This window comes from Paraburkholderia hiiakae (genome assembly GCF_904848665.1).
GTDB classification, from domain to species: Bacteria; Pseudomonadota; Gammaproteobacteria; order Burkholderiales; family Burkholderiaceae; genus Paraburkholderia; species Paraburkholderia hiiakae.
Genome location: NZ_CAJHCQ010000014.1, coordinates 1 through 23,196, shown reverse-complemented (window position 1 = coordinate 23,196; position 23,196 = coordinate 1). Strand labels below are relative to the sequence as shown.

At 61.9% G+C, this 23,196-nt stretch carries 8 protein-coding genes and 1 pseudogene; 6 read left to right on the top strand and 3 right to left on the bottom strand.

Features of this window, described 5'->3' with window-relative positions; genetic code table 11:
• Positions 1 to 552: 552 nt before the first annotated feature.
• The 3 genes from JMY28_RS24430 to JMY28_RS24420 all read right to left on the bottom strand — a co-directional run bounded on the left by JMY28_RS24430 (position 553) and on the right by JMY28_RS24420 (position 8,149).
• Entirely contained in the window at positions 553 to 1,689 is a 1,137-nt protein-coding gene (locus tag JMY28_RS24430; RefSeq protein ID WP_201698473.1) for an IS110 family RNA-guided transposase, read from the bottom strand.
• Positions 1,690 to 2,236: 547 nt separating this feature from the next.
• Positions 2,237 to 5,050 (bottom strand): CHAT domain-containing protein, encoded by a 2,814-nt coding sequence (locus tag JMY28_RS24425; protein WP_201698472.1) that lies wholly within the window; start codon positions 5,048 to 5,050, stop codon positions 2,237 to 2,239.
• 231 nt (positions 5,051 to 5,281) lie between these two features.
• Positions 5,282 to 8,149, bottom strand: coding sequence for a CHAT domain-containing protein (locus JMY28_RS24420; protein ID WP_201698471.1), 2,868 nt, complete (start codon positions 8,147 to 8,149; stop codon positions 5,282 to 5,284).
• Between the two features lie 37 nt (positions 8,150 to 8,186).
• Between JMY28_RS24420 and JMY28_RS39005 the strand changes: the two are divergent.
• The 6 genes and pseudogenes from JMY28_RS39005 to JMY28_RS24395 all read left to right on the top strand — a co-directional run.
• Positions 8,187 to 8,285, top strand: a pseudogene (locus tag JMY28_RS39005) (IS5/IS1182 family transposase); the annotation flags it as partial.
• A gap of 1,032 nt (positions 8,286 to 9,317) precedes the next feature.
• Positions 9,318 to 9,839, top strand: a complete 522-nt coding sequence (locus JMY28_RS24415) for a hypothetical protein (RefSeq protein ID WP_201698470.1) — start codon at positions 9,318 to 9,320, stop codon at positions 9,837 to 9,839.
• Positions 9,840 to 10,219: 380 nt separating this feature from the next.
• On the top strand, positions 10,220 to 13,084 hold the full coding sequence (locus tag JMY28_RS24410) for a CHAT domain-containing protein (RefSeq protein ID WP_201698469.1): 2,865 nt from the start codon (positions 10,220 to 10,222) through the stop codon (positions 13,082 to 13,084).
• Positions 13,085 to 13,670: 586 nt separating this feature from the next.
• On the top strand, positions 13,671 to 16,574 hold the full coding sequence (locus JMY28_RS24405) for a CHAT domain-containing protein (RefSeq protein WP_201698468.1): 2,904 nt from the start codon (positions 13,671 to 13,673) through the stop codon (positions 16,572 to 16,574).
• Positions 16,575 to 16,735: 161 nt separating this feature from the next.
• Positions 16,736 to 19,753, top strand: coding sequence for a CHAT domain-containing protein (locus JMY28_RS24400; protein ID WP_201698467.1), 3,018 nt, complete (start codon positions 16,736 to 16,738; stop codon positions 19,751 to 19,753).
• Positions 19,754 to 21,098: 1,345 nt separating this feature from the next.
• A complete protein-coding gene (locus JMY28_RS24395) occupies positions 21,099 to 22,709 on the top strand; it encodes a choice-of-anchor tandem repeat GloVer-containing protein (RefSeq protein WP_201698466.1) in 1,611 nt (536 codons plus the stop codon).
• Positions 22,710 to 23,196: the final 487 nt, after the last annotated feature.

Here is a 23,196-nt window from a genome sequence, read left to right as displayed (position 1 = left end):
TCGCATCGGGGCGCACTGGCTGCTTTCCGCCACCTTGCTGTCTATGGCCCTGAACTGGCGACGGTCAGCAACGGGTCGTCATGACTCATTCGACAGTGATGAGTGTTGCCATTCGTAGACGCCGGTTTGCGAATGTCCGGAAAGGAATGTGCAACCGCCTCACGTCGCCCATCACCGACCGTCGGCTTCTATGGGGACTTGTTTGTCAAGCCGTGTTTGATCGTCAGGTAAATGGATCAGATTTCATCCCGGCACCTTTGTTTTGCGAGTGATGTGAAGCGGTCGTGTCGCACGGTGGTTCGATCTTGATCCGAGGTCGGGGTGTGGCGAGCGTTCCAGCCAGTGCCGGAACGAACTTCTATCCGTGCAGTGCATAGATGGCCTGCACCTCATGCAGCATGCGCGCAAGGCGCACTGGCAAACCCCAGTTACCGGCGCGCCCCATCTTTGGCTTCGGTCACCGTGCGGTGACCCGCCGACGGTACGGGCGCGTCGACCTCTCATCATGATGTGTTCCTTGCCAGACCAGGCGAACGATGTTGACCCGGCACTTCAAGGGACAACAGGTTTGAGCGAGGCCCCGGCCGGGATCTCGCCGTGTTCCAGGTAGCGCCATAGCGCAATGGCAAGACGCCGTGCCAGCGCGACGATGCCCACCCGTCGCATTCGCTTGCCGTTGCCCGCAAAGCGCCGGTTGAACCACTCAGTCAGGAGACTGCCTGGCTGGAGGCGCAGCCAGCGCCATGCGAGTTCCACGAGCATCGTACGCGCCCGGTGATTGCCTGCCTTGCTGATGCCCTGTTCGATCTGGCTATCTCCGCTGTCGTAGGGCGTAGGTGTCAGCCCGAGACACCCAGCGACCTCGCGCCGGTTGGCGAATCGTCGCCAGCCGAACACTTCCTTGACCAGCACCCAAGCGCTTTTGGAGCCGATCGCACGCAGCCGCGCCAGTTGGACCACCAGCGGGTGCTTGCCTTCGGCCAGCTCGTCGCGTCGCGCGGATTCAAGCATCTTTATCTGTTGCCTGACCAGCGCCAGGCGCGCGCTCTCGCGCTCGATCTCGCCGCATAGGATGGGTGGCACCTGCTCCCGGTGGTTGGCCCACCAGCGTGACCAGTCGCGCCCGCCGATGACGACCGGTGGACGCACATTGTGCAGCACGAGCAGTGAGCGGATGCGATTCATGTGGGCGACGCGCTCCTGGGTCAGCCGGGCGAGTTCGCGGTGCGTGCGGCGAGCATCTTCCTGCGCGGGTGTGGGCTCGCGCAACACCGCCCAGACGCGCTCACCGGCGTGATGGCGCCTGAGCATGGAGAGCAGCTTGTCGCCATCGAGGCGGTCGTTCTTGGGCCGCCTTGCGCGTCGGTTTACTTCGATGCTGGCAGCATCAACCACGACGTTGTCGATGCCTTGCCCGGTCAACCAGCGGTGCAGCCACCAGCCGTCACGCCCGGCCTCATAGCAGGAGTGAACCCTGGCCTGCGGGTCGAGGCGGCAACGCTCCCTGGCCCGCCGTGCACAGTCGAGTACGGCAGTGGTGTCACCCGCGTGCACACTATAGCGGCTCGGGCCGTGCCGCCCGTCGCTGGCGGTCATCTTCCAGGATTTGTCGCCGAGCTCGAAGCTTATGTACAGCTCGACCTCGATCGCCGTATTCTCGTCTTGTGGGGCTGCTTGGTTCGTGGGCATTTCCGTCTCCTTCGCACAGAGTTGGAAATTCCGTTTTAGCTAAACGGACCTTTCTCCGGTAGTCCCACATAGCATCTATGGCCGAATTGTGCACGTAGCTCGTCCGTCAGGTTCCGGAGTAATGCAGCCGTTCCAACGGCAGGTTGCCCCGCTCGCTGAAAGGCAGGTTGTGGCCGGTTTCACCCGCTGAGCCCTAGCGCCACAAAGCTGCCGCTCGCGCCAGGGAATGTTTTGAACGACAGCCAACGGCGAAGTCGGTGAGCGCGCGCGATCGGCCACTTTCAGCCATCGAACTTGCGACGCAGCCGGACATCCAAAAGTCTGCTTTACATCAACAAGCCGTCATCTAGCTACTGACTGTCGACGTCGATCGATCGGTCGTGCTGTCATTCGACAGTTGCGTCTCCTGGACATCACGCGAGGTGCACGTCCCGTGCTTGCGGCTGAGTTGAACGCGTCCTGTCGACCCGTTGCTTCCAGTCGAGCTATCATATTTGAAAATGCCGACCGCAGCCGGTAGTTTCCACTGGGGAAGCATGACCGAAGATCAGCGGGCCGCGTCACCGGCGAGAACGTATGCGCCCCAGAAATACGGATGACGATAGAGTTCGCCGACTTTGCCATTAGCCATATCGCGCTCGGTGCGCGCTAGTGCCTCGGCCTTTGATAGCGCTGGATCGTTGGCATAAATCCGGAACACACCGGTTGTCACCTCCGTCGCCGATCGAGATTCGACCGCCCACTGGGTGAGGAGTACCGACCGTGCGCCCGCCGCGAAAAATGCGCGGGACAGTTCCGACATCGCGTCTCCCGCATTACCCGTGACGAGTCCCGTGTTGCAGGCGGACAGCACCACCCAGTCGGCATTCAGCCGCAAGGTCACTATGTCGTCCGCGGTGAGAATCGAATCTGGCAGCCCGCTGCCCTCGTAGGCCAACGCGAGTCCTGCCTTGCGCCAGCCTGGCACTTCACCCGCCACGATGCCGTGTGTCGCGAACAGCACCACGCGGTCGTTCGAAAGGTCCCTTTTCATCACTTCGCTGCGCGAGGCGCTCGTTCCCCACAGCACGCTTTGATCGGTGGCATTGAGCGACTTCGCAATTGAAGTTGCCTCATCTAGCGTCTCGGGGAGCGGTGCGACGCGATGGTAGTCGAACGAGGCAGCACGATCATCTACCGGAAACGCGCGCGCGGTAGCTCTGTCCATTTGAGCGTCGGCGGTCGTGGACGGTTCGCGGCCGTCGAAGCTCGGATCTGCGAACGCGATGAGCGGCTCGCTAGCGTGCGTTGCAGGATGACTACGGGCGATCACGAAGGCAGACGCATTCGGTATGCGCACCGGCGTTGCCGTGCTGATCCACCATTGCGCGTCTGCGAGGCTCGACGCCGGACGGATCAACAGCACGTTGAAGGGGAGGCTCGCGAGGATGCCGCTTGTACCAATGTACACCGTCCTCGCTGCTTTGATGTCCTCCTGCACCGGAGCGATCAATGCCTGGTAAAGGCCTGCTGCGGCGGCCAGATCGAAGCCGGCGAGGTCGCCAGGTCGCCGCGGCGGTATTCCCGCATCAAGGCTCGAACGCAACGCCACCACCTGCTTCGTGATCGCGGCACGCGTCGTCGCCAGACCAATTGCGTGAAACGCGCCGCCTGGATGCACCACAAACGCATAGATCGCGTCACGCCCCGCATAGAAGTCCAGGTAAACTTCCCCTTCCTGCAATGCCTTGCCCAAGGCGACGGGCGTCGGCACGTCCGGAGACATGAGTTGCCGGTACAGTGGAAATTCCGAAGCGATCTGCTTGTGCAGAATGGCCAGCTTCTTGTCGGCCACGGAGTTCGTCAAGGGTTCGGCGTGAGATGTATCCCGTGTGTATCGCAGGGCCTGTTCCTGCTCGACGAGCGCGCGCAGCGCCGGCGTCGAGGCTGCGAGGCGCGCAGCGCCGTCGGCCATCGCGCCTTGCGTGGCGTTCATGTGGAAAAGCTCTGCGATCTGGAATGCCAGGACTTGCCCCTGATCACCCTCGCTCGTCGCGCGGCTCATCGACAACTCAAGCGCGCCGTCCTCGTTGTACGCGCTGGAGTCGTTCCATTGGTCCTGCGTGCCGAGCAGCGGCGTGACATAGCTGGCGATCTCTGCGTAGCCGACCTGACCGGTGGGATCTTCCAGAAGGTACATCATCTGCAGCGCGGCCGTGTATTTGTAGTAGGAGCCTTCCGGGCTTGGAGGCGGCAGCCGGTTTGGCAGATACGGCCAGTTCCACGGCTCAGGATGCGGCCCCATAGACGCCGCGATGCGTGTTTCGGCGGCCCGCCATTGCCCGCGTGCGGCGAAGATCAGCGATTCGCGTTCGTCCACGCCGGATTGCGCGACGAACGGATTGATACTCGCCGCGGATTCGAGCGCCGCCGCGTCCGCCTGGTAGTCGCCGATGCGCCCCAGCGCGAGCGCGATCGTCAGACGAAGGCGCAGCGCCGCCGCGTACGTCGGCACGTACGGCTCGACGTTCGCTTTCTGAAAGCCATCGATCGCGGCGTCAATCGCCGTGAGCGCACCGTCGTAGTCGTCGTTCGACGACAGCGCGAACGCCCGCCCCATATCGACCTCCGCACTCTGCCTTGGACTCGGTTTCATATCCGGCCGATTATCGGCGTCCCAGCGCATCTCGTTGGCGTAGCTCAGCGCCTCGATGCGATGATGGATCTGCATTAAGGAGATCAGCCAGGGGGACTCCTGGAGGAGCACGTTTGCCGCTGCCCGGTGGCGCCGCTCACTGAGCGTCGGATTGTAGAGGTCGTGCCACGCAAGGTCCGCCTGCTCGCGGCGCTTCAACAGCGCCTGTTCATGCCGGCCCTGACGGCCTTCGAGATCCGATTCGGCTGAGAGATACGCGCACGACGGCACGTATGGTAGCGTCTCAAGTTCGGCCGGCGTCGTCTCTCGCGCGAGCGTCCGGGCGCGTTCGATCAGGCTCTGGGTTCGGTTGTAGTTGTCTTTTGCGTACGCGCTTGCGAGCAAAGAAGCCTCGAGTGAGCGCCGGCCAGGCGGAATGCGCCGGTCATCGATGATTAGCTCGCGTATGCGCATCGAATCGGCGACCATGCCGGCCTTGAAATAGTCCGCCGCGAGCGAATCGAGCAACGCGTAGCGTGCTTCGCCGTCTGGCGTGTTGCTCAGTTGACGACGCACCGCCTGCTCGTGTTTCGGAACAGAGACGTCGGCCGGCCTGAATGACGCGGAAGATTTGAAGTATTGAGACGTCGGGGTTGTCCCGCATGACATAACGAGGAGGCACACCACGATCAGCATGACCAAAGAGGGCAAACAACGACCATGCATCTGCATAATGGCTATCTCCATGCATTCGGCTAGCGTTCACGGCAGGCGACGATCATCTCCCTTTGTTTTTGAATGCCGATGTTGAAGCGTTCGTCGGACGGGGTGCGTGTCCCGCCGCCACTGGAAGCTACCTGTTAGCTGTGACCTCTATCACGGAAAGCATGGCGGACTACCTATAGCCCACGACATTTCCGGCCCTTGTCTCCGCCGAGATCGCCTCAGCCTCTGCGATCTTCGACGACTGGCAACGGTTTAGCGTGCCGCATCCCCCGTCAATATGTAGGCTGCCCAGAAGTACGGATGGCGATATAACAGACCGTACTTTCCGTGGAGCATGTCGCGTTCAGCATGGACCAGGGCGTCGGCTTTTGACAGGGATGCATCGGCAGCGTAAGTCTTAAAGGCGCCCGTTGTGATTGCCGCCGCAGATCGCGACTCGACCGCCCATTGCGTCACCAGCATCGAGCGTGCGCCGCTCGCGAAGAACGCGCGCGAAAGCTCGGAAATCGCGTCGCCCGCATTGCCCGTCGCGAGCCCTGTTTTACATGCAGAAAGCACCACCCAATCCGCGTTGAGTCGCAGCGTGACGATGTCATCGACGGTAAGAACAGAGTCCTCAAGACCATTGCCTTCGTAGGCGAGCGCAAGGCCCGCCTTGCGCCATCCCGGCACCTCACCCGGCACAATGCCGTGCGTCGCGAACAGCACGACGCGATCGTTAGAGAGGTCCGTTTTCATCACCGTACTGCGCGCAGCATGCGCACCCCAGATCACACTCTGATCGGGTGCACCAAGCGCACTCGCAATAGCGCGCGCCTCGTCCAGGGTCTCGGGTAACGGAGCGACGCGGTGATAATCGAGGCTGCGGGTGGTTTTATCGAGCGGAAACGCGCGCGCCGCGACCACAGCGCTGGGAACTGCTTGCAGCGTGGACGCAGGGGTGTCGTCTCCATCGAAGCTCGGGTCGGCGAATGCGATGAACGGCTCGCTCGCGTGCGTGGCCGTAAGGCTGCGCGCAAGCATGAGCGCCGAAGCGCTCGGGATGCGCACGGGCGTGACCTTGTCGATCCACCAGGCAGCCTGAGCGAGATTGTCGGCGGGGCTCGTCAGTAGCGCGTCGAACGGTACGCTTGCGAGGATGCCGCTGGTTGCAATGTAGACGGTCGTCACTCCCCGCAGATCGTCCTCGATCGGTGCGATCAGCGACTGGTAGAGTCCCGAGGCAGCCGCGAGATCGAAACCGGCGGGATCGCCAGGCTTATCTGGAGGGCGTCCCGCATCAAAACCTGCCCGCAACGCTACGACCATTTTGCGTAGGTCAGCGCGCGTCGCCGTGAGCATCACCGCATGGAGTTCGCCGCCCGGGTGGACGACGAACACATAGCTCGCGTCGCGCCCCGCGTAAAGGTTGAGATAGATTTCCCCTTCACGCAGTACGCCGCCGAGCGCGTCGGGCGTGGGGATCACCGGTGCCGTGAGTTGACGGTAGACAGGGAACTGCGCTGCGATCTGCTTGCGCAACGCGTGCAGTTGGTCTTCGGTTCCGCGCGGCGTCTGTTGTCCCAATGCTCGGTGCGCGTCGTTCTCCTGATAAGTGAGTTGCCGTTCCTGCTCGACCAACGCGCGCAGTTGCGGTGTCGTCGCCGCGAGCCGGGCAGCGCCATCGCTCATGGCCCCTCCCGTCGCATTCATGTGGAAAAGTTCAGCGATGCGAAACCCCAACGTCTCGTTGTGCGCTTTGCCCTGCATCAGCAGGTCTATCGACACCCCTAACGCGCCATCTTCCGCATAGGCTCCACGCGTTGGCGAGGCGTTACCTTCCTCATCATTTCCGAGGATGGGGCCGGCGTAAGCGGCAATGTCAGCGTTGGTCACGTTCGAAGATGGGTCGTCGAGCAGATACAGCATCTGCATTGCCGACCGGTACTTGTAGATCGGGCTTTCCGGACCCTGCCAGCGCAACGCGTCTGCCTTGGCGGCTGCGATGTCTGTTTCCGCGAAAGACCACTGCCCGCGTGCGGCCGCGATGAGCGATTCCCTCTCACTCGCCAGTTCGGCATGTGCTTCGACAGGATTGACTGCCGCCGCAATTTCGTAGCCATCCGCATCGGCACGGTAGTCGCCGATCCGGCCCAACGCAAGAGCGACTATCAGGCGTATGCGCAGTGCGAATGCATATTCGGTCGACCACGGCTCGACGCCGGCACGACGATAGCCGTCGACCGCCTCGTCGACCGCCTTGAGGGCGGCTTCGTAGTCGTCGTTCGAGGCAAGGGCCAAGGCCAGCGCCACAGCGGCAGTGGCCCGCTGGGCTGTGGTGGGCTTCAAGGGGGGCAAGTTGTCGAGGTCCCAGCGGATTTCATTCGCATAGCTGAGTGCCTCGTCGCGCTGGTTGTTCTGGACGAAAGACTGGACAAGTTCCGCAGTGATGGACAATAGTTCGTTCGCCGCCGCGCGATGACGGTTTTCACTGAGCGTTGGGTCATTGAGGTTGTGCCACGCCAGGTCTGCGATCTCGCGCCGCTTGAGCAGGGCCTCCTCTTGACGATTCATGTCGCGCAGCGCAAGTTGCGCTTCGGCGGCATAGTACGCATAGGCGGGCTCTAGCGGCAGCGTTTCGAGTTCCGTCGACGTCGTTTCCTGAGCAAGCAACTTCGCACGGTCAATGAGGTGTTCGCTGCGCCTATGGTCGTCCTCCAACGCGTAGTCCGCTGCGAGATCGGAAGCCGTGAGCGAGCGCCGGCCGGCGGGAATGCGCGGATCGTCGACGATCTGCTCACGTACACGCATGGAGTCGATCACCATGCCGACATTAAAGTAGGCGGACGAGAGCGAATCGATCAATGCGAATCTCTGCTCGCCGTCCGCTGTGTCGGCCAGTTGACGCTGGACCTGATGCTCGCGTTCGACGATGGCTTGCAGTTGCTGCTGTAGCTGGAGTTGCGGCGAGCCGACGGCGACTTGAGCCGCGCCACCTGAAACGGTCTCAAGCGGTCGAGATGTTTGAGTCGAGGAGCACGCTACGCCCGCGAGGGCGGCGAATGCCAGCGCGAGATGCGATACAGGCCGCGGAACTAGCCAACGTAAGCGGATCTGCATGACACCGGCCTCCATTTTCATCGTTCTTCTAGGGCGGCTGATACCTCGGGGCACCGTAGAATACGAGCGATTGCCGGAAACCTTGGCTGGCCTGCACTGCGTCGTATTCTCCGTGCTTATGCTGGTTCACTTTGCAGCCGTCAACAAAGGTGCCTGACACCCTCTAAGGAAGTATGGGCAGGTCGCATGTATGCCACTATTTCCAGGAACTGGCCGGCAACAATGGTTTGTTCGCGTTTTGCAATTACGCGACCGGCAATTTTCTCGGCGCATTGGTCGCGATTATCTCCATGCTTTTCGTACTCAAACGATACGCCGAATTTAGATCCTTTTAATTGGTCTTCCACTTAATATATTCGGCCAGCGTCAGCAGTCTCAGCACTTCAATCGTAGAAAATTAATCACGCTTGTCCATTGCCGCACAGTGCGGTAGCGCACATTGCGCGATTGATTTGCTCGCTTCTTGTCCGCTGCGTATTGTCGATCGACGGCGTAAAATTTTCGAACAGGTATCGAGCGGACGTACCACGGGTGGTGATCGAACGTTGGGAAAGGCCGACGATTCGGCAGCAAGGGTGGACCGCACCAGCGCCACCCGTGCTTCTGGGTCCTATGCTCTGGTCGGTGACGCAGGAGCGCTTTCATTATGCCAACAACCGCCAGCGTCTCCTTCAAAGACGCGCGACATGTCGGCAGTTCGTAAAGGTGGCAGCACGCGGGAAGCTGGTAGTGTAACGGCACGCCGCGTTGCAGCAGCAGGTATCCTTTCCTGGGTTAAAACCGCATCGTCCGCAAGACAATCTGGATTGCCGTGTCGCCCCCGCCACCTGTCGAGTCGCTACTTGGATTCGTCAACGGCTCCGTGACGCGGCCACGGTTGCGTAGGATCGACGCTCGGATGGGGGCTTTCGGGAACGAGGCTACGTGTACCGGACGGCGCACTTCTGTTGTCCGGGTGCGAAGCGGCGCTGCTTGCTCCGTCCGCGGTCTGTGCATTTGCAGCGTGCGGAGGGACCTTCACGCTCGCATCTGTCGGCGCTTTCACGTTGCCTGAGGCAGAAGTGTTCAATTCGGGCATTTCAGCCTTAGCGAGAGTCGACCAGCACAACAGCGCCGGCAGCAATACGAGAACGCCTCTGCTGTGTTTGTTGGCTTTCATTGTTTTTCTCCGCACGTGTACGGGGGAATCATGGAACGCGAGAACCATCCTGTCTGGGCGGTATATGACATGCTCCGCACTGCTCGGCTCAATGTCCGATATTACAGTCAACGACTGCGTCGTCTCGAACATTTGGATATGGCTATGGACCTGGCGCTCGTCATCGCGGCGCCGACATCGGCAGTCGCCGGCCTGTGGTTCTTCAAGACGGATATGGGCAAGCACATCTGGCAAGGCCTCGGGACGTTTTCCGCCTTCGTCGCAGCCATCCGGCCGGCGATTCAGTTCAGAAGAACATTGAAAGCTTACGAAATGACGATCGCGGCCTATCAGGCCCTTGAGTATGACCTCGAAACGATACGCCGCAAAATCGAACAGCGCGGAACCTATGACGACGAGTTGAAGTCCGATTTTTTGCGGGCGCTTGAACGACAACGCCACATCGATATATCCAGTCCCGACAAGATCGCCAATTCCCGACTCCTGAAAACGTGCACGGCGGCAGTAATGTCTGAAATGCCGGCGAGTGCGTTTTTTGTTCCGGAGACATAGTTGAGGCGGCGCGGTCTGATAGCAGCCTGGCTGCGCGCACCTGGCTTCCATATGCCGAATCGGCTGACCCCATCGTAGGAATCACCTAGCGGCATCGCCCGTGAGGACGTATGTCCCCACTTCAGGGCCATCCCGCTGTCCGGGAGCACCCAACAATAGTAGTTGATATAGCCGGTGGAGGCGTGCCGCAGAAGTACGAAGCGCGCGGGAACATCGCTGCATGGCGATTACGCTCGCACGGTACGGACCGACAGCACTGTGAAAACGCGCTATGCGCGCGCCGTAGCCTGGCGAGGCCCGCAACGACGTGTGAACCGGAGGCAAAGATGGTCATCCGATCCGAGAATGCATCACAGGTCGTGTGGTGGTGTCTGAGGCCTATGCTGTTTGTCCTCGCGGCAGTGATCGTCGGATCGTTTTGCGGGTTGCTCCGGCCTTCGCTGGCAGGTGAGCCTCAAGATGTGAATGCGCCGGCGGCAAAAATCGACAAGACGTCGGGACAACCCTCCGTCGTCGATGAAGAGAAGGCCATTCGCAAGCTACTCGACGAGAATTCGGACGGAAATACGCGGCTTGCGCTGCTGATTGTGCTCGTCCAGGATTACTTCGACGCGGATGACCCTGCCGACGCGAGGCGGGTGATGGAAAGCATCGTTGATGACGGGCGGATCCCGACCGGCCAACGCTCGCTGACGGCGTCGGGACTCGCCCTTGCGTATGCAGTGGAAAACGACTTCGTGCGAAGCCAGAGACTGGTGAATCAGGCGAAGAAACTGGCCGACCAGACGCCTCCCGCCGAGCTTGAAACCCTTCCGGAAGAACCTGCCTACGAGTATCTCTCTGCCGAGGCGGAGCTTGCGCGCCGCGCCTTGAATCAACATGACACGGCGTTGCGCAAGGTGCGCGAGGCGGCCGATCTGGCAAGAAAAAATCTCGACAACCCGTCGCTCAGTGAACATCGTCACGAAGAAGCCGCCAATCAGCTGCTCGACGAAGTCGAGCATCTCGTGGGTTTGCAAACGCAGAACAATCGACGCACCGAGGCGCTGAACTACGCGAACGGGATGCTTTGGGACATCGACCACGATCCGCGACTCAAGCCTAACGCCATCCAGCGCGCCCTCGTCGAGGTGGCAGTCTCAATCGCGCTCATGTCCAACGACGACTACGATGGCGCACTCTTCTGGATCGATAAAGCCATCAAGGGGTATCAGGACGCCGGCGTGCTCCCCTATGCGTTCACCTATGCGGAGGCGCTGCGCATTCGGTTGATGATCGCGCTTGCGACGAATCGCCTTGCCGACTACAAGGCCGATGCAGAGGGTTTCCAATACGCGGCTTCGATCAATCCTGTCGTGGCTAAAACACCGAGCAAGGACGAGCGGCTGTCTGTGATACTCGCGACGCAGGGGAACTGGCCAGAAGCCGAGTCGAGCATCTCACGCGTGCTGGCGTACAACCTTAAGGACCAGGGGGCGCAGAGTCCGTTCGTCAAGTATCAGTCTGCCATGTTGATGCTCTATCGCCTTGAGGATTCCGAAAGAAAGGTCAGCGAGAGCGAGATCTCCAGATACGTGACGCCCATGCTTGGTCAGAACGACGATTGGGACGCTTCCGGTAGCGCAGGGGCTTTTGTCGAGGACGGCGCGCTTGCCATGTGTCTGAGCCGCCTCATGGACGACGGCGCAGAAGGTCAGGCACTCGCCTTCCGTATCGCCGAGTTGTTTCACATGAATGCGACCCAGGGCGCGATGAGCGATGGTGCAGCGCGATTGGCGGCAGTCACACCGGAACTGCGCAGCCTGGTTGAGCAGGAGCAGATGGCGCGTCGTGCCCAGGATACCGAACGCATGGGACTCTCGGGGCTGAGCACACGCCTTGCCAAAGTCGACGCGGAAAATACCGGAAATAAAGGAGGGGCGATCGCTAGTGTCGAAGATGCCGAGAAAGCCATGAATGCCTCGGCCGAGGATCTGGCCACACTGCACGACCGCATCAACAAGCAGTTTCCCGAGTACCGGGGGCTTGTGTCGCCCGCCGTTCCCACCCCGGAACAGGTAGGGGCGGCGCTGCATTCCGATGAGGTGTATGTCGACTTCTACGTCGGGCGCGACGCGACCTACGCGTTCGTCGTCAACGCCAAAGGCTCGCTGCATGCGACACGGCTCAACGTAACACGCGCAGACCTGAAAAAGCAGATCCTGACGCTGCGCAATGCATTCGATGCGGGCGTTCCGCCGCGTAAGGCGGGTGATCTGGCAGGGTTCGACATGACAGCGGCAGCGGATCTCTATCGCTTGTTGATCTCGTCGATCCAGGCCGATCTCGAAGGGGCGACAACCGTGTACATCGCCACAAGCGGCATTCTCTCGAGCCTGCCGTTCGATGTGCTCATGACGGCGCCCGCCACGGACCTTGCGAGTGCGCACTGGTGGATCGCCACGACCATGCCGGTGCGTATTCCGAATGCCTCGGCGCTTGTGCTTGCACGTAGTCATCCGGCAACGCACGCTGCCGAGCCGTTGATCGCGTTCGCCGATCCGAGCTTCGACGGCCGCGATCCAGCCACGATCGCCGCCCACCCTGTGGACAGAACGCCCGCGCGCGCGTTTCCGGTTGATGGGGGTGCTGCGTCGTTCGACTACCATCGCGTCGCACCGCTACCCGAGACGCTCGACGAGGCGACATCGATCGCGAAGACGCTCGATGCCCCCGATCACAGCGTGCTGTGGGGAAAGAACGCGTCGCGCAGCGAAGTGACGAAGCGGGATCTGTCGAACGATAGGGTTGTCCTGTTCGCTACGCACGGCATCGTGGCGGGCGAAGTGCCAGGCTGGCGCAAGGCGGGACTCGCACTGGCCTATGAGGGAAGGGGGCTGCCAGATTCGGTTCTCACCGCGGACGACATCGTGACCTTGCGGTTGAATGCCGACTGGGTGGTACTGTCCGCCTGCAACACGGGACTCGTCACCGGTAACGCGGGAGATGCAATTTCGGAACTATCCCGCGCTTTTTTTGCGGCGGGGGCACGCTCGATACTCCTCACCCAGTGGGCTGTCGAATCTCGATCGGCGACGGAGGTGACGACCGGTGTATTCCGGATTTATGCCAACGATCCATCGCTATCAAAGGCCGAAGCACTAGCGCACACCGAGCGTGACATGGCTAGCGGGAAGGATGGGGAACTCTACCGTCACCCGTATTTCTGGGGCGCATACGTTCTCGCCGGTGACGCGGCCCGCTGATCTTCGGTCATGCTGGCACAGTGGAAACCTCCGGCTGCGACCGGCATTTTCAAATCTGATGGCTCGACAGGCAGAAACGGGACGACAGGACGCGTTCGACCCAGCCGCAAGCTGGGACGTGCACCTCGGGTGATGTTCAGCAGACGCATGACGGGTAACTGTCGAATGTCAGCAATGGCCGAACGATAGACGTCGACGGTCAGTGGTTGAATGAAGGCTTGTTGATGAGAAACGGGCTTATGGATGTCCTGCTGCTTCGCAAGCTCGATGGATGAAAGTTGGCCGACTGCTGCCCGATGCGGTCGACCAGAGCCGACCCATTGCCACCGCCTAACACAGAGCGAGCGCGATGGCGGCTTTCAGGGTATGGCGCCCGATCCGTCATAGATAGGCGCCAGCCGGAGCAAAAATGCCCTTCGCTTCGGATACGACGCTCCCTTCGCGCTGCGCATCTGTGCGTTGCCACACATCTGCCACGGTAGTCACCTTGGATACCGTCCGCGGCCCTGCTTCAATTTTTAGAATCGCAGAAAGGCGATGAATGGCGTTTTGAGGAAAGTGCGACGGACTGAAGGAGACGGGCCACATGAAGACGTGCTGCCGTTATCCGACCTCGCTGGCAATGCTGATCGCTCTGATTTTGGCGTGTTTCCCATCTCTGTCGTTCGGGCAGGTCAAGACGTCTGCGAACATTCAGTCTCCCCAGCCGCTCGCGCAGTCGACAGCCGGCTCTCCCGAACAGCAGGCCGTGATCGAACGCGAGCAGGTTGTGCGCCGCCAGTTAAGCGACACGACGGATAAGGAAGCGCGTTTCGCGTTGTATGACACCCTCGCATCGGAATACTTTCAGGTCGGCATGGTCGCGGATTCGATGCGCGTTCGCGAGGAAATCGTCAATGACACGCAGATCAATGCAGGTCGGCGCTCGCTGGCGGCCTCCAGCCTTGCCATTGCTTACGCGCTTACCTACAACTATTCGCGAAGCCAGCACCTGATCGACCAGGCCAGAACGCTTGCGCGTGAGACCACGCCGGAAGAACTGGAGATGCTACCCAGCGTTCCGTCTTACGCGTACTTTGCCGCCGAGGCGGAGATCGATCGCGGTGGCCTGAACCGGCACGACCTTGCGCTTCAACGGCGCAGGCAGGGCGTGGAATTCGCATGGCGCGACCTGAACGACCCGGCACTCAGCGAAAAGCGCCACCGTGCCGCGGCCAATGAGATTTTGGACAGCTTCGGGTCGGTGATACGGCTGATGGTCCAGAACAATCGCCGCACGGAGGCACTGAGCTATGCAAACGAAGTGCGCTGGGACATCGACAACCGGCCCGACCTCAAGCCCAGCCTCACGCAGCGTGCGAACGTCGATTTAGGGCTCTCCATTGCGTTGTGTTCCAACGACGACTATGACGGCGCGCTCGCGGCGATCGACGCAGCCATTGCAGGCCTCCGGCAGGCCGACACCGTTCCGCACTCGGAGCTTCTGGGCTCAGTGCTACGCCACCGCCTGATGGTCGCCCTGGCGCTGGGGCGCATCGGCGACTATCAGGCGGATGCGGACGCCTGGGAAGCTGCGGCGAGCGTCAATCCGGTCGTAGCGCAAAATCCGAGCATGAACGAACTCGAGTCACTGGTTCAGGCCGCCCACGGTCGCTGGCCGGAAGCTGAGAGTCGGCTTGCAGCGCAGATGAAGGTGGATCTGCGCCATCAGGGACCGGAGAGTCCGTTCTATAAATACAAGGCAGGAATGCAGATGCTGTACCGGCTGGAAGATCCCGCGAGGCAGGTGAGCGAGGCGGACATTGCAGCGTATGTCACGCCGCTCGTCGGCACCGAAGACGAATGGAACGACTCGAGCACCCGCGGCGCCTACGACGAGGACGGTGCACTCGCCATGTCGATGAGCCGTGCAATGAACGAGGGGGAGCAAGGGCAAGTGCTCGCCTTTCGGATTGCCGAGCTTTTCCACATGAACGCGACGCAAGGTGCAATGACTGACGGCGCGGCGCGCCTTGCGGCATCGACCCCAGAACTGCGTGCGCTTGTAGAGCAGGAGCAGGCACTGCGATACGAGCAGAACACGGCACACGTTGAACTCGCGCGCGCAACAAGAAAGCTGGAACAGTCGCAAGGACCGTGGCCGTTTGAGTCGAGGGAATTTCTCGCCAGTACGGTCGTCACTCAGCAAAAGAAGTCCGTCGAGGCCATCGATGGCAAGCTCTCGAGCCTGCGCCGGCAGATCGTGGCGCAGTTTCCTGTCTACCGGCAACTCGTGTCACCGGCGATCCCGACACCCGCCACGCTCGGCGCGGCGCTGCGCCAGGGCGAGGTCTACCTGGACCTCTATGCGGGGCGCAGCGAGAGCTATGCGTTCGTGGTGCACTCTGGGGGCGCATTCCGCGCTGTCCGTCTGGCGGCGACTCGAGCAGCCCTGTCGAAACAGGTGCGCGCCTTGCGCGCCGGGTTCGATGCGGGGATCCCCCCGCAGCATCCCGGGGACCTTGCCGGCTTTGATCTGGGCGCGGCGGCAAGCTTGTACCAGGCCTTGATCGCACCGATACAGGATGAGATCCGCGGCGCAACGACGGTCTACATCAGCGCAAGCGGCATTCTTGCAAGCATTCCGTTCGATGTGTGGGTCACGCAGCCGACGTCTATGCTCTCGGACGCCAGCTGGTGGATCAACGCGGCCACGCCCGTGCGCATTCCGAGTGCTTCTGCACTCGTGTTCGCGCGCAGTCATCCCGCGCCGCACGCGGCCCAGCCGTTTATCGCGTTTGCCGACCCGAGCTTTGACGGCCGGGAGCGGTCTGCAAACAGCAACGTGCGAGCGGTCGGTCCCGCCGCGCGTGCTTTCCCGGTCGACAACGGCACGCCCACGTTTGACTATCATCGCGTTGCGCCACTGCCTGAAACACTTGGCGAGGCGCGCTCGATTGCCGACGCGCTTGGATCGCCCGAACAAAGTGTGGTGTCGGGGACGCACGCCTCGCGTACCGAAGCGATGAAAATGGATTTGTCGTCCGATCAAGTGGTGTTGTTCGCCACGCACGGCATCGTCGCAGGGGAGGTGCCCGGTTGGCGCAAGTCGGGCCTCGCGATGGCGTACGAGAGGAGTGGCCTGGACGATTCGATTCTAACTGCAGATGACATTGTGATGCTGCGGCTGAACGCCGACTGGGTGGTACTGTCCGCGTGCAACACGGGGCTCGTCAGCGGGAGCGCGGGGGACGCGGTCTCTGAATTGTCGCGCGCGTTCTTCGCGGCGGGCGCGCGTTCGGTACTCGTTACCCAATGGGCAGTCGAGTCGCAGTCGGCGGCAGAAGTGACAACCGGGGTGTTCCGCGCCTACGCGGCCGATCCGTCGTTATCGAAGGCCGATGCACTGGCACGTACGGAGCGTGACATGGCCGCAGGCAAAGAAGGGCCCCTCTATCGGCATCCGTACTTCTGGGGTGCATATGCCTTGGTCGGTGATGCTGGCCGCTAATACGTCGATGACGCGGTGGTTTGTAGTGCGTCGACAATTGCAAGCGCTTTCCGACTTGGTTAAGCGCAGGGGACTGGCTCACGGACGCACGGCTCATCGCACAGTCGTGCCTGGCCGGTCAATCAGGCGACACAGCGAACCTCCTGACGAATGCGTTGACGTTGGCTTGGTTTCGCAGTAGACCGGCACCGGTTACGTTGCTTTACTCGGTATCCATGACAGCCCGCATGCGAGCCGTGGGGTTTATGATGACCTTACACCGTCAGATCCTTTGTTCGATCGACCGGCCATTCATTACATCGCGCGATGAGGGGAGCACCATCAGGCCCCGCCATCGACCGCGTGCTCAACTGGCCGCGCGTGGCTTTGCGATGCTGGCGCTCGCGCTGCTCTGTGTCGCGTGCCAGACGCTCGACGCTGACAGCGTCGCCCACAGCCGCAAGGGCCATCACCTCGGCAACGGCAGCCACCACGAAGAGACGCGCGACGCGGCAGGCGAACACGTCGTACGGCAGCAACTGGCGCAGACACCTGATTGCGAGGTACGCTTCGCGCTACTCGACGGCGTCGCGCGCGAGGACGAGCGCGCGGGCCGCATGGTCGATTATTACCACGTGCTCGATCTGATTGAGAGCGACGGCGCGATCTCACCGGGACGTCGCTCGCTCGCGGCATCGGAGCTGGCTGAGTTTTATCTGGCCGAAGGCGAGTTAGCTCGCGGTGGACGCATGATCGATGACGCAAAGCGATATGCGGACGAAGTCAAGGACTCGGAGCGCGAACATCTTCCCCTCGATCCTACGTTCGCGGCGCTACACGCTGAAGCGGAGCTCGCGTGGCGCTTTCGCGGTCAGTACGACGTCGCGTTGCATCTGGGCCGCGAGGCGACCGACCTCGGCTGGCGGGATCTCGCCAATTCTGCGCTGAGTCCCGCGCGCCGCGAGGCTGCCGTCAACGAGCTGACCAGCGCCGCGCCGCGCGAAGTCAGCATGCTGATCCGCTGGAACCGGGCTGCGGAAGCACTAAGCCAAGTCGACGAGCTACGCTGGGATCTTGACAACGGCTCTTCACCCCATTCCACGCCGTTGCAACGCGCCGAGGTCGCGCGCGCACGGGCGATCGCGCTGACCGCGTTCGACGACTACGACGCCGCGCTCGCGTCGATCAATTCAGCCATCGAGGGCTTTCGGGCGGCCGGGCTGACGCCGGCCTCCACGCAATATGCGGAGTCGTTGCGGCTGCGCCTGTTAATCGCACTTGCGATGGAACGCATCGGCGATTACCGCGCGGATCTGGCTGGCCTGCAAGTAGCCGCCTCAGCCAACCCGCTGGAAGGCACAGCCACCAGCGTGGTAATTGACCGGTCGCTCGCGTTCGCTGTGAATGGTGACTGGACTGGCGCGCAACGGAGCATAGCCGCAGAGCCGCAACTCAACATGAGTTCTGGCAATTCGATGAGCTACCGAAGACAGAAACACAACGCGTGGTCCGCCACCAACCGTGCCGGGATAAAGTTCCGCTCCGCGCTCGCGATGCTCTATCGCCTCGAAGACCCGCGAGGCGGGGTGAGCGCAGCCGAAATCGCCGACTACGTCGATCCCTGGTTCAACAGCTACGACGACTGGGACGATGACAACACACGTGGTGGCACCATCGATGACGGCGTGCTCGCGCTCTCGATGGCGCGCCTCATGAGCAAAGGCGTGCAGGGCGGCGCGCTGGCGTTCCGCGTAGCCGAGCTGCTCCATTCGAACGCGACGCAGGGTGCGATGAACGACGGGGCGGCGCGCCTCGCGGCGCAGACGCCAGGATTGCGCGCGCTCGTCGAGGAGGAAGCGACGTTGCGCTACCAGCTCGCCACGAGCGCGACGCCGTCGCCGGGTACGGAGGACAAGCTGCGGGCGTTGCATGCCCGGATCGTTGCGGAGTTTCCGCGCTATCAGCAACTAATTGCGCCTGCGATCCCGAAACCCGAAGACGTCGCCGGAGTGTTACATACGAACGAAGCTTACATCGATCTCTACGCTGGGCGTGACGCGAGCTATGCATTTGTGGTGCGGTCTGATGCGCCGCTGCATGCGGTCGTTTTGCCCGTGACGCGCGAGGCGATCGCGCGGCAGGTCGCGGCGCTGCGCGCGGCGTTCGATGCAGCCACACCGCCTGAGCAGCCCGGCGATCTCGCGGGCTTCGACCTAGTGGCCGCTGCGCAGCTTTATCGCGCACTGATCGCGCCGATCGAATCGGACCTGCAAGGGGCAAAGACGGTCTATCTTTCGACGAGCGGGATTTTATCCAGTATTCCCTATGAAGTTCTGCTGCGTCGCCCCGCGTTGAATCTCGCCGGCGCCGACTGGTGGATTAACAGCACGACGCCGGCGCGCGTGCCGAGTGCGTCGGCGCTCGTGAGCGCGCGTGCCGTGCGCGGTGCGCACGCGAGCGACGCCCTCGTCGCATTCGCCGATCCGAGCTTCGACGGTAGCGCGACGGCGCCCCAAACAGGTGTGGCGAACAGTGACACGGTCGCGACGGCTGGCGCGCGTGCATTTCCCGTCGATGTGCGCACGCTCTCGTTCGATTATCGGCGCGTCGCGCCCCTGCCGGAGACGCTCGGCGAAGCCAACGCGATCGCGAAGGCGCTGGGCGCATCGCAAGACAGCGTAATCTCGGGCCTGGCCGCCTCGCGCAGCCACGTGCTTGCGCAGGATCTCTCGAATGAGCGCGTCGTGTTGTTCGCCACACACGGCGTATTACCGGGCGAGGTGCCGGGTTTGCGTAATTCAGGCCTCGCACTTGCCTATGAGGGCCGCGGACTGCCCGACTCGGTCCTGACCGCCGACGATATCGTCACGCTGCGGCTGAACGCTGACTGGGTCGTGCTTTCAGCATGCAACACAGGGCTGGCGACCGGAGGGGCCGGCGACTCGGTTTCGGCGCTGACGCGCGCGTTCTTCTCGGCGGGTGCGCGCACACTGCTCGTCACGCAATGGGCCGTTGAATCGCGCTCGGCCGCACTTGTCACGACCAGTCTATTCGAGGCCTATGCGCGCGATCCGGCGCTCTCGAAAGCCGATGCGCTCGCACAGGCCGAGCGTGCGATGGCAGCGGGCAAGGATGGCTCGCTTTATCGGCATCCATATTTCTGGGGGGCGTATTTCCTGGCAGGCGACGGGAGACGTTAGGTTCCGCTGTCCGCACCTGCCCCATGCCGAAGAAGGTGATCGACGCGAGTGCCCAAATGGACGACGCTCCGCCGATAGCGGCGTAAGCGAGTTCCTTGCCTTTCACCGTGTCGTTTTTCCGGACACAACTATCGGGTGCAACGGATACCGACGTTCGGTTCTTCAACAACGCGCAGCCGTTGTGCCGTTGCGATTTGATTCGGCAATTGAACGACATGCGAGACGTCTCGAACGACCAAGGCGTCGAGCCGAGTAGGATGAATCGTGGCTAAATTCACTGTCGTGGCCCGACCGGAGCTGGGCACTGTCCGACCCTCTTCAGCGACGATACATTGGGCAGGCGACAGTTTTCCCCAGGATTGTCCCTTGGAAGGCTGAACGGTACAGTGAGCCTTCTCCATGCCGAGTGTTGGGCTGTAATGTTGAGATTCGCTAGACGAACGTCTTGGTGAGTGCGTCGGTGCGGACGTTTCCAGTTGCAATGCCGATGTCGCGTTTAGGGGAGAGCGAATGGGTCATATCGACCCGTACCGGCCTTTCGGCGGTCTTCCCCAAAGGTCGCAACGTCGCTGCATTGCGGCCATTCGACGGTCATGACCCGATCGCCCCCTTCTTATTCGAGAGTGGGTGTTGTGCCGAGGTCGCGCGAGACGGAATCGGACCCAATGCCGGCGTGCCTTCGAGATTCGACGGATACAACAGTACCTCGCGAGGCGACGCTGTTGCGCGAAACGCACGAATTCTGAGACGCACGGCAAAGCCAAGTCCATGTAGCCTGGACAAAATCGAAGTTTGATTACCCGGGCAAGATTCGCGCCGTTGCACGGATGACCTCGCCATCAGGCCGTCAGTTAATCAACCAGTCCGGGGAGCCGCATGCATGTGACGGCGGACTGTGCAACTAGTTAAAAATCACCTCCATCGTGATTGATTAAGCACCCAGATATGACCATCGTTCACGTCGGACTGAGGGCAGCCTCGGCAAACCGATTTCACGCTCACGAACTCCTTTCTCGTGATGAGTGCATGACGTCGCCTGACTAGAAGAATGAGAAAAGCCGCCTCATGCACTTTTGGAAGCCCATCGTTCGTTGCTCAAGACGACGATCTCGCGAATTGCGCGTTAGCTCGGCGCGAGTCTGCTCACGTGCAAGTTGTTATTTCAACAACGTGAAAGCATGGTCATGCGCGAACCAGCTGAACTAGCGGGGTTCGTCCTGTGGACGCGTGTACGTAAAAAAGTAGATAGATGCGCTCGCAACAAGCGAACTCATAGTCCTTCGAACAAAGAGCTGGCCCAGTCCAGCCTGAATCATTATTACGCACGCCATTGAGACCTTTCCCCATGCCTGACATCATTACCCGATCCGCCCTTGCGGCGCGACTGCTTTGCACGGCCACCTTTTCCATCGCACTGACCGCCTGTGGCGGTGGCGACGGCAAACCAGCTACGCCAGGCACTTCTGTTTCGCCCGTGACGACGTATGCGATCGGGGGCACAGTATCCGGTCTCACGACGGGCCAGAGCGTCACGGTGGCGCTTAACGGAGGGCAAGCCACGGTAGTCAACGGTCCGGCCTCAGGCACGGGTGCGGTGCCCTTCAGTTTCGGTACGCCGGTGTCGGCAGGCAGCAGCTATGCCGTGACGGTAAGCAGCATCTCCGCCGGAACCGGTGCGCTGTCCTGCCAGGTGAGCAACGGCTCGGGCACGGTATCGGCCAATGTCAGCAACGTCGCCGTCGCTTGTCAGGCGCCGCAACTGACCACGCTGTACGCCTTCACAGGCAGTGTGGTTGGCACGACCGGTGACGGATTCAACCCGCGCGGGCGGCTCATCATGGACAGCATGGGCAACCTGTTTGGCACGACCGAGGACGGCGGCGCAGGCGGAAGCGGTACGCTCTTCGAGTTGACGCCTAATGCGAGCGGAGGGTACACCAAGACGGTGCTGTATACGTTCCTGGGGGGCAGCGACGGATCCCTCCCGAGCGGCGGACTCGTCATGGACAGCCAGGGCAACCTGTTTGGCTCGGCGAGCTTAGCGGGCGCATACGGTAGTGGCACGGTCTTCGAACTAAAGTCCACGGGAGCGGGCACGTACGCATCGAACCTGACCACGTTGTATTCCTTCCACGGGGGGAGCAGCGACGGAGGCATGCCGAACGGGGACCTCGTTATCGACAACGCGGGCAACTTGTTTGGTACGACCTGGATCGGTGGCCCGGGGGGCGGGGGCCTCGGCTACGGCGCGGTCTTCGAGCTGAAGTCCACGGGAGCGGGCACGTACGCAACGAGCGTGACCGTGCTGTATTTCTTCCAGGGGGGCAGCGACGGATCCTCCCCGAACGGGGGACTCTTCATGGATAGCGCGGGCAACCTCTTTGGCACGACGAGCACCGGGTCCGGCATCGACGATGGCAAGGTCTTCGAGCTCAAGTCCGCGGGAGCGGGCATTTACGCAACGAACGTGACCACGCTGTACTCCTTCCAGGGGGGCAGCGACGGATACAGCCCGAACGGCGGACTCATCATCGACAGCCAGGGCAACCTGCTTGGCACAACGAATAGCTGGGGCGGCAGCGTGAACACCGGTGGTACGGTCTTCGAGCTGAAGTCCACGGGCGCGGGTACGTACGCTTCGAACTTGACCACGCTGTATGCCTTCCAGACGGGCAGTGGCGGAAGCACTCCGTTCGCGGGGCTGATCATGGACCGCGAGGGCAATCTGTTTGGCACAACCGTGCGCGGCGGCAACGGCCTTGGCACGATCTTTGAGGTGAAGAGCACCGGCGTGGGGACGTACGCCGCGCTCGCGACCCAGTTGCATGCCTTCATCGCCGGTGAGGGATCCGGCCCGTACGCGGCGCTCCTCATGAACAGCCAGGGCAGCCTGTTTGGCACGACCTCCGTGGGCGGCGGCAGCGGCCGCTGGGGCACGGTGTTCGAACTGAACTGACCATTCTGGCGCCAGCACAGGCGCCGGAAGCGGGTGAGCGGGCGGACCAGAGGCGGCAGAGGGCCGCCTTAATTCCGCCTGTGCAGCAGGACGCCACGCCCGTTGTGATACGCAAACTGAGAATCGCGGGCAACAGATGGCCATCTGAAAAGCGAGCGCGCAGTTCCCGGTTTTGTAGCGCCTGTCCTGGACGCGTCTGTCTGCTGTCAGCCAACGAAGAGTCATAGATCGGCAGTACGCAACCGTCGCTTCATGGCCGTACTCGGCCTGATTGCGCCTGGGGCGAGGCGTACCGCGATGTTCGTCCGCCCGGCCGACTGCGAGTTTCCCAGCCGACTTCGGTCAGGGCTTCGCATTGCCCGGCGTGGTACTCCTGGCCGCAGCGAAGCGGCTTTGCACAGCGACGAGTTGGTCGTCAGTGGTCGCTACCAGCCACAGGCGTGCTTGCTCCACGATGTGGCGGTTATGGTCCTTCAACGAGCCCATC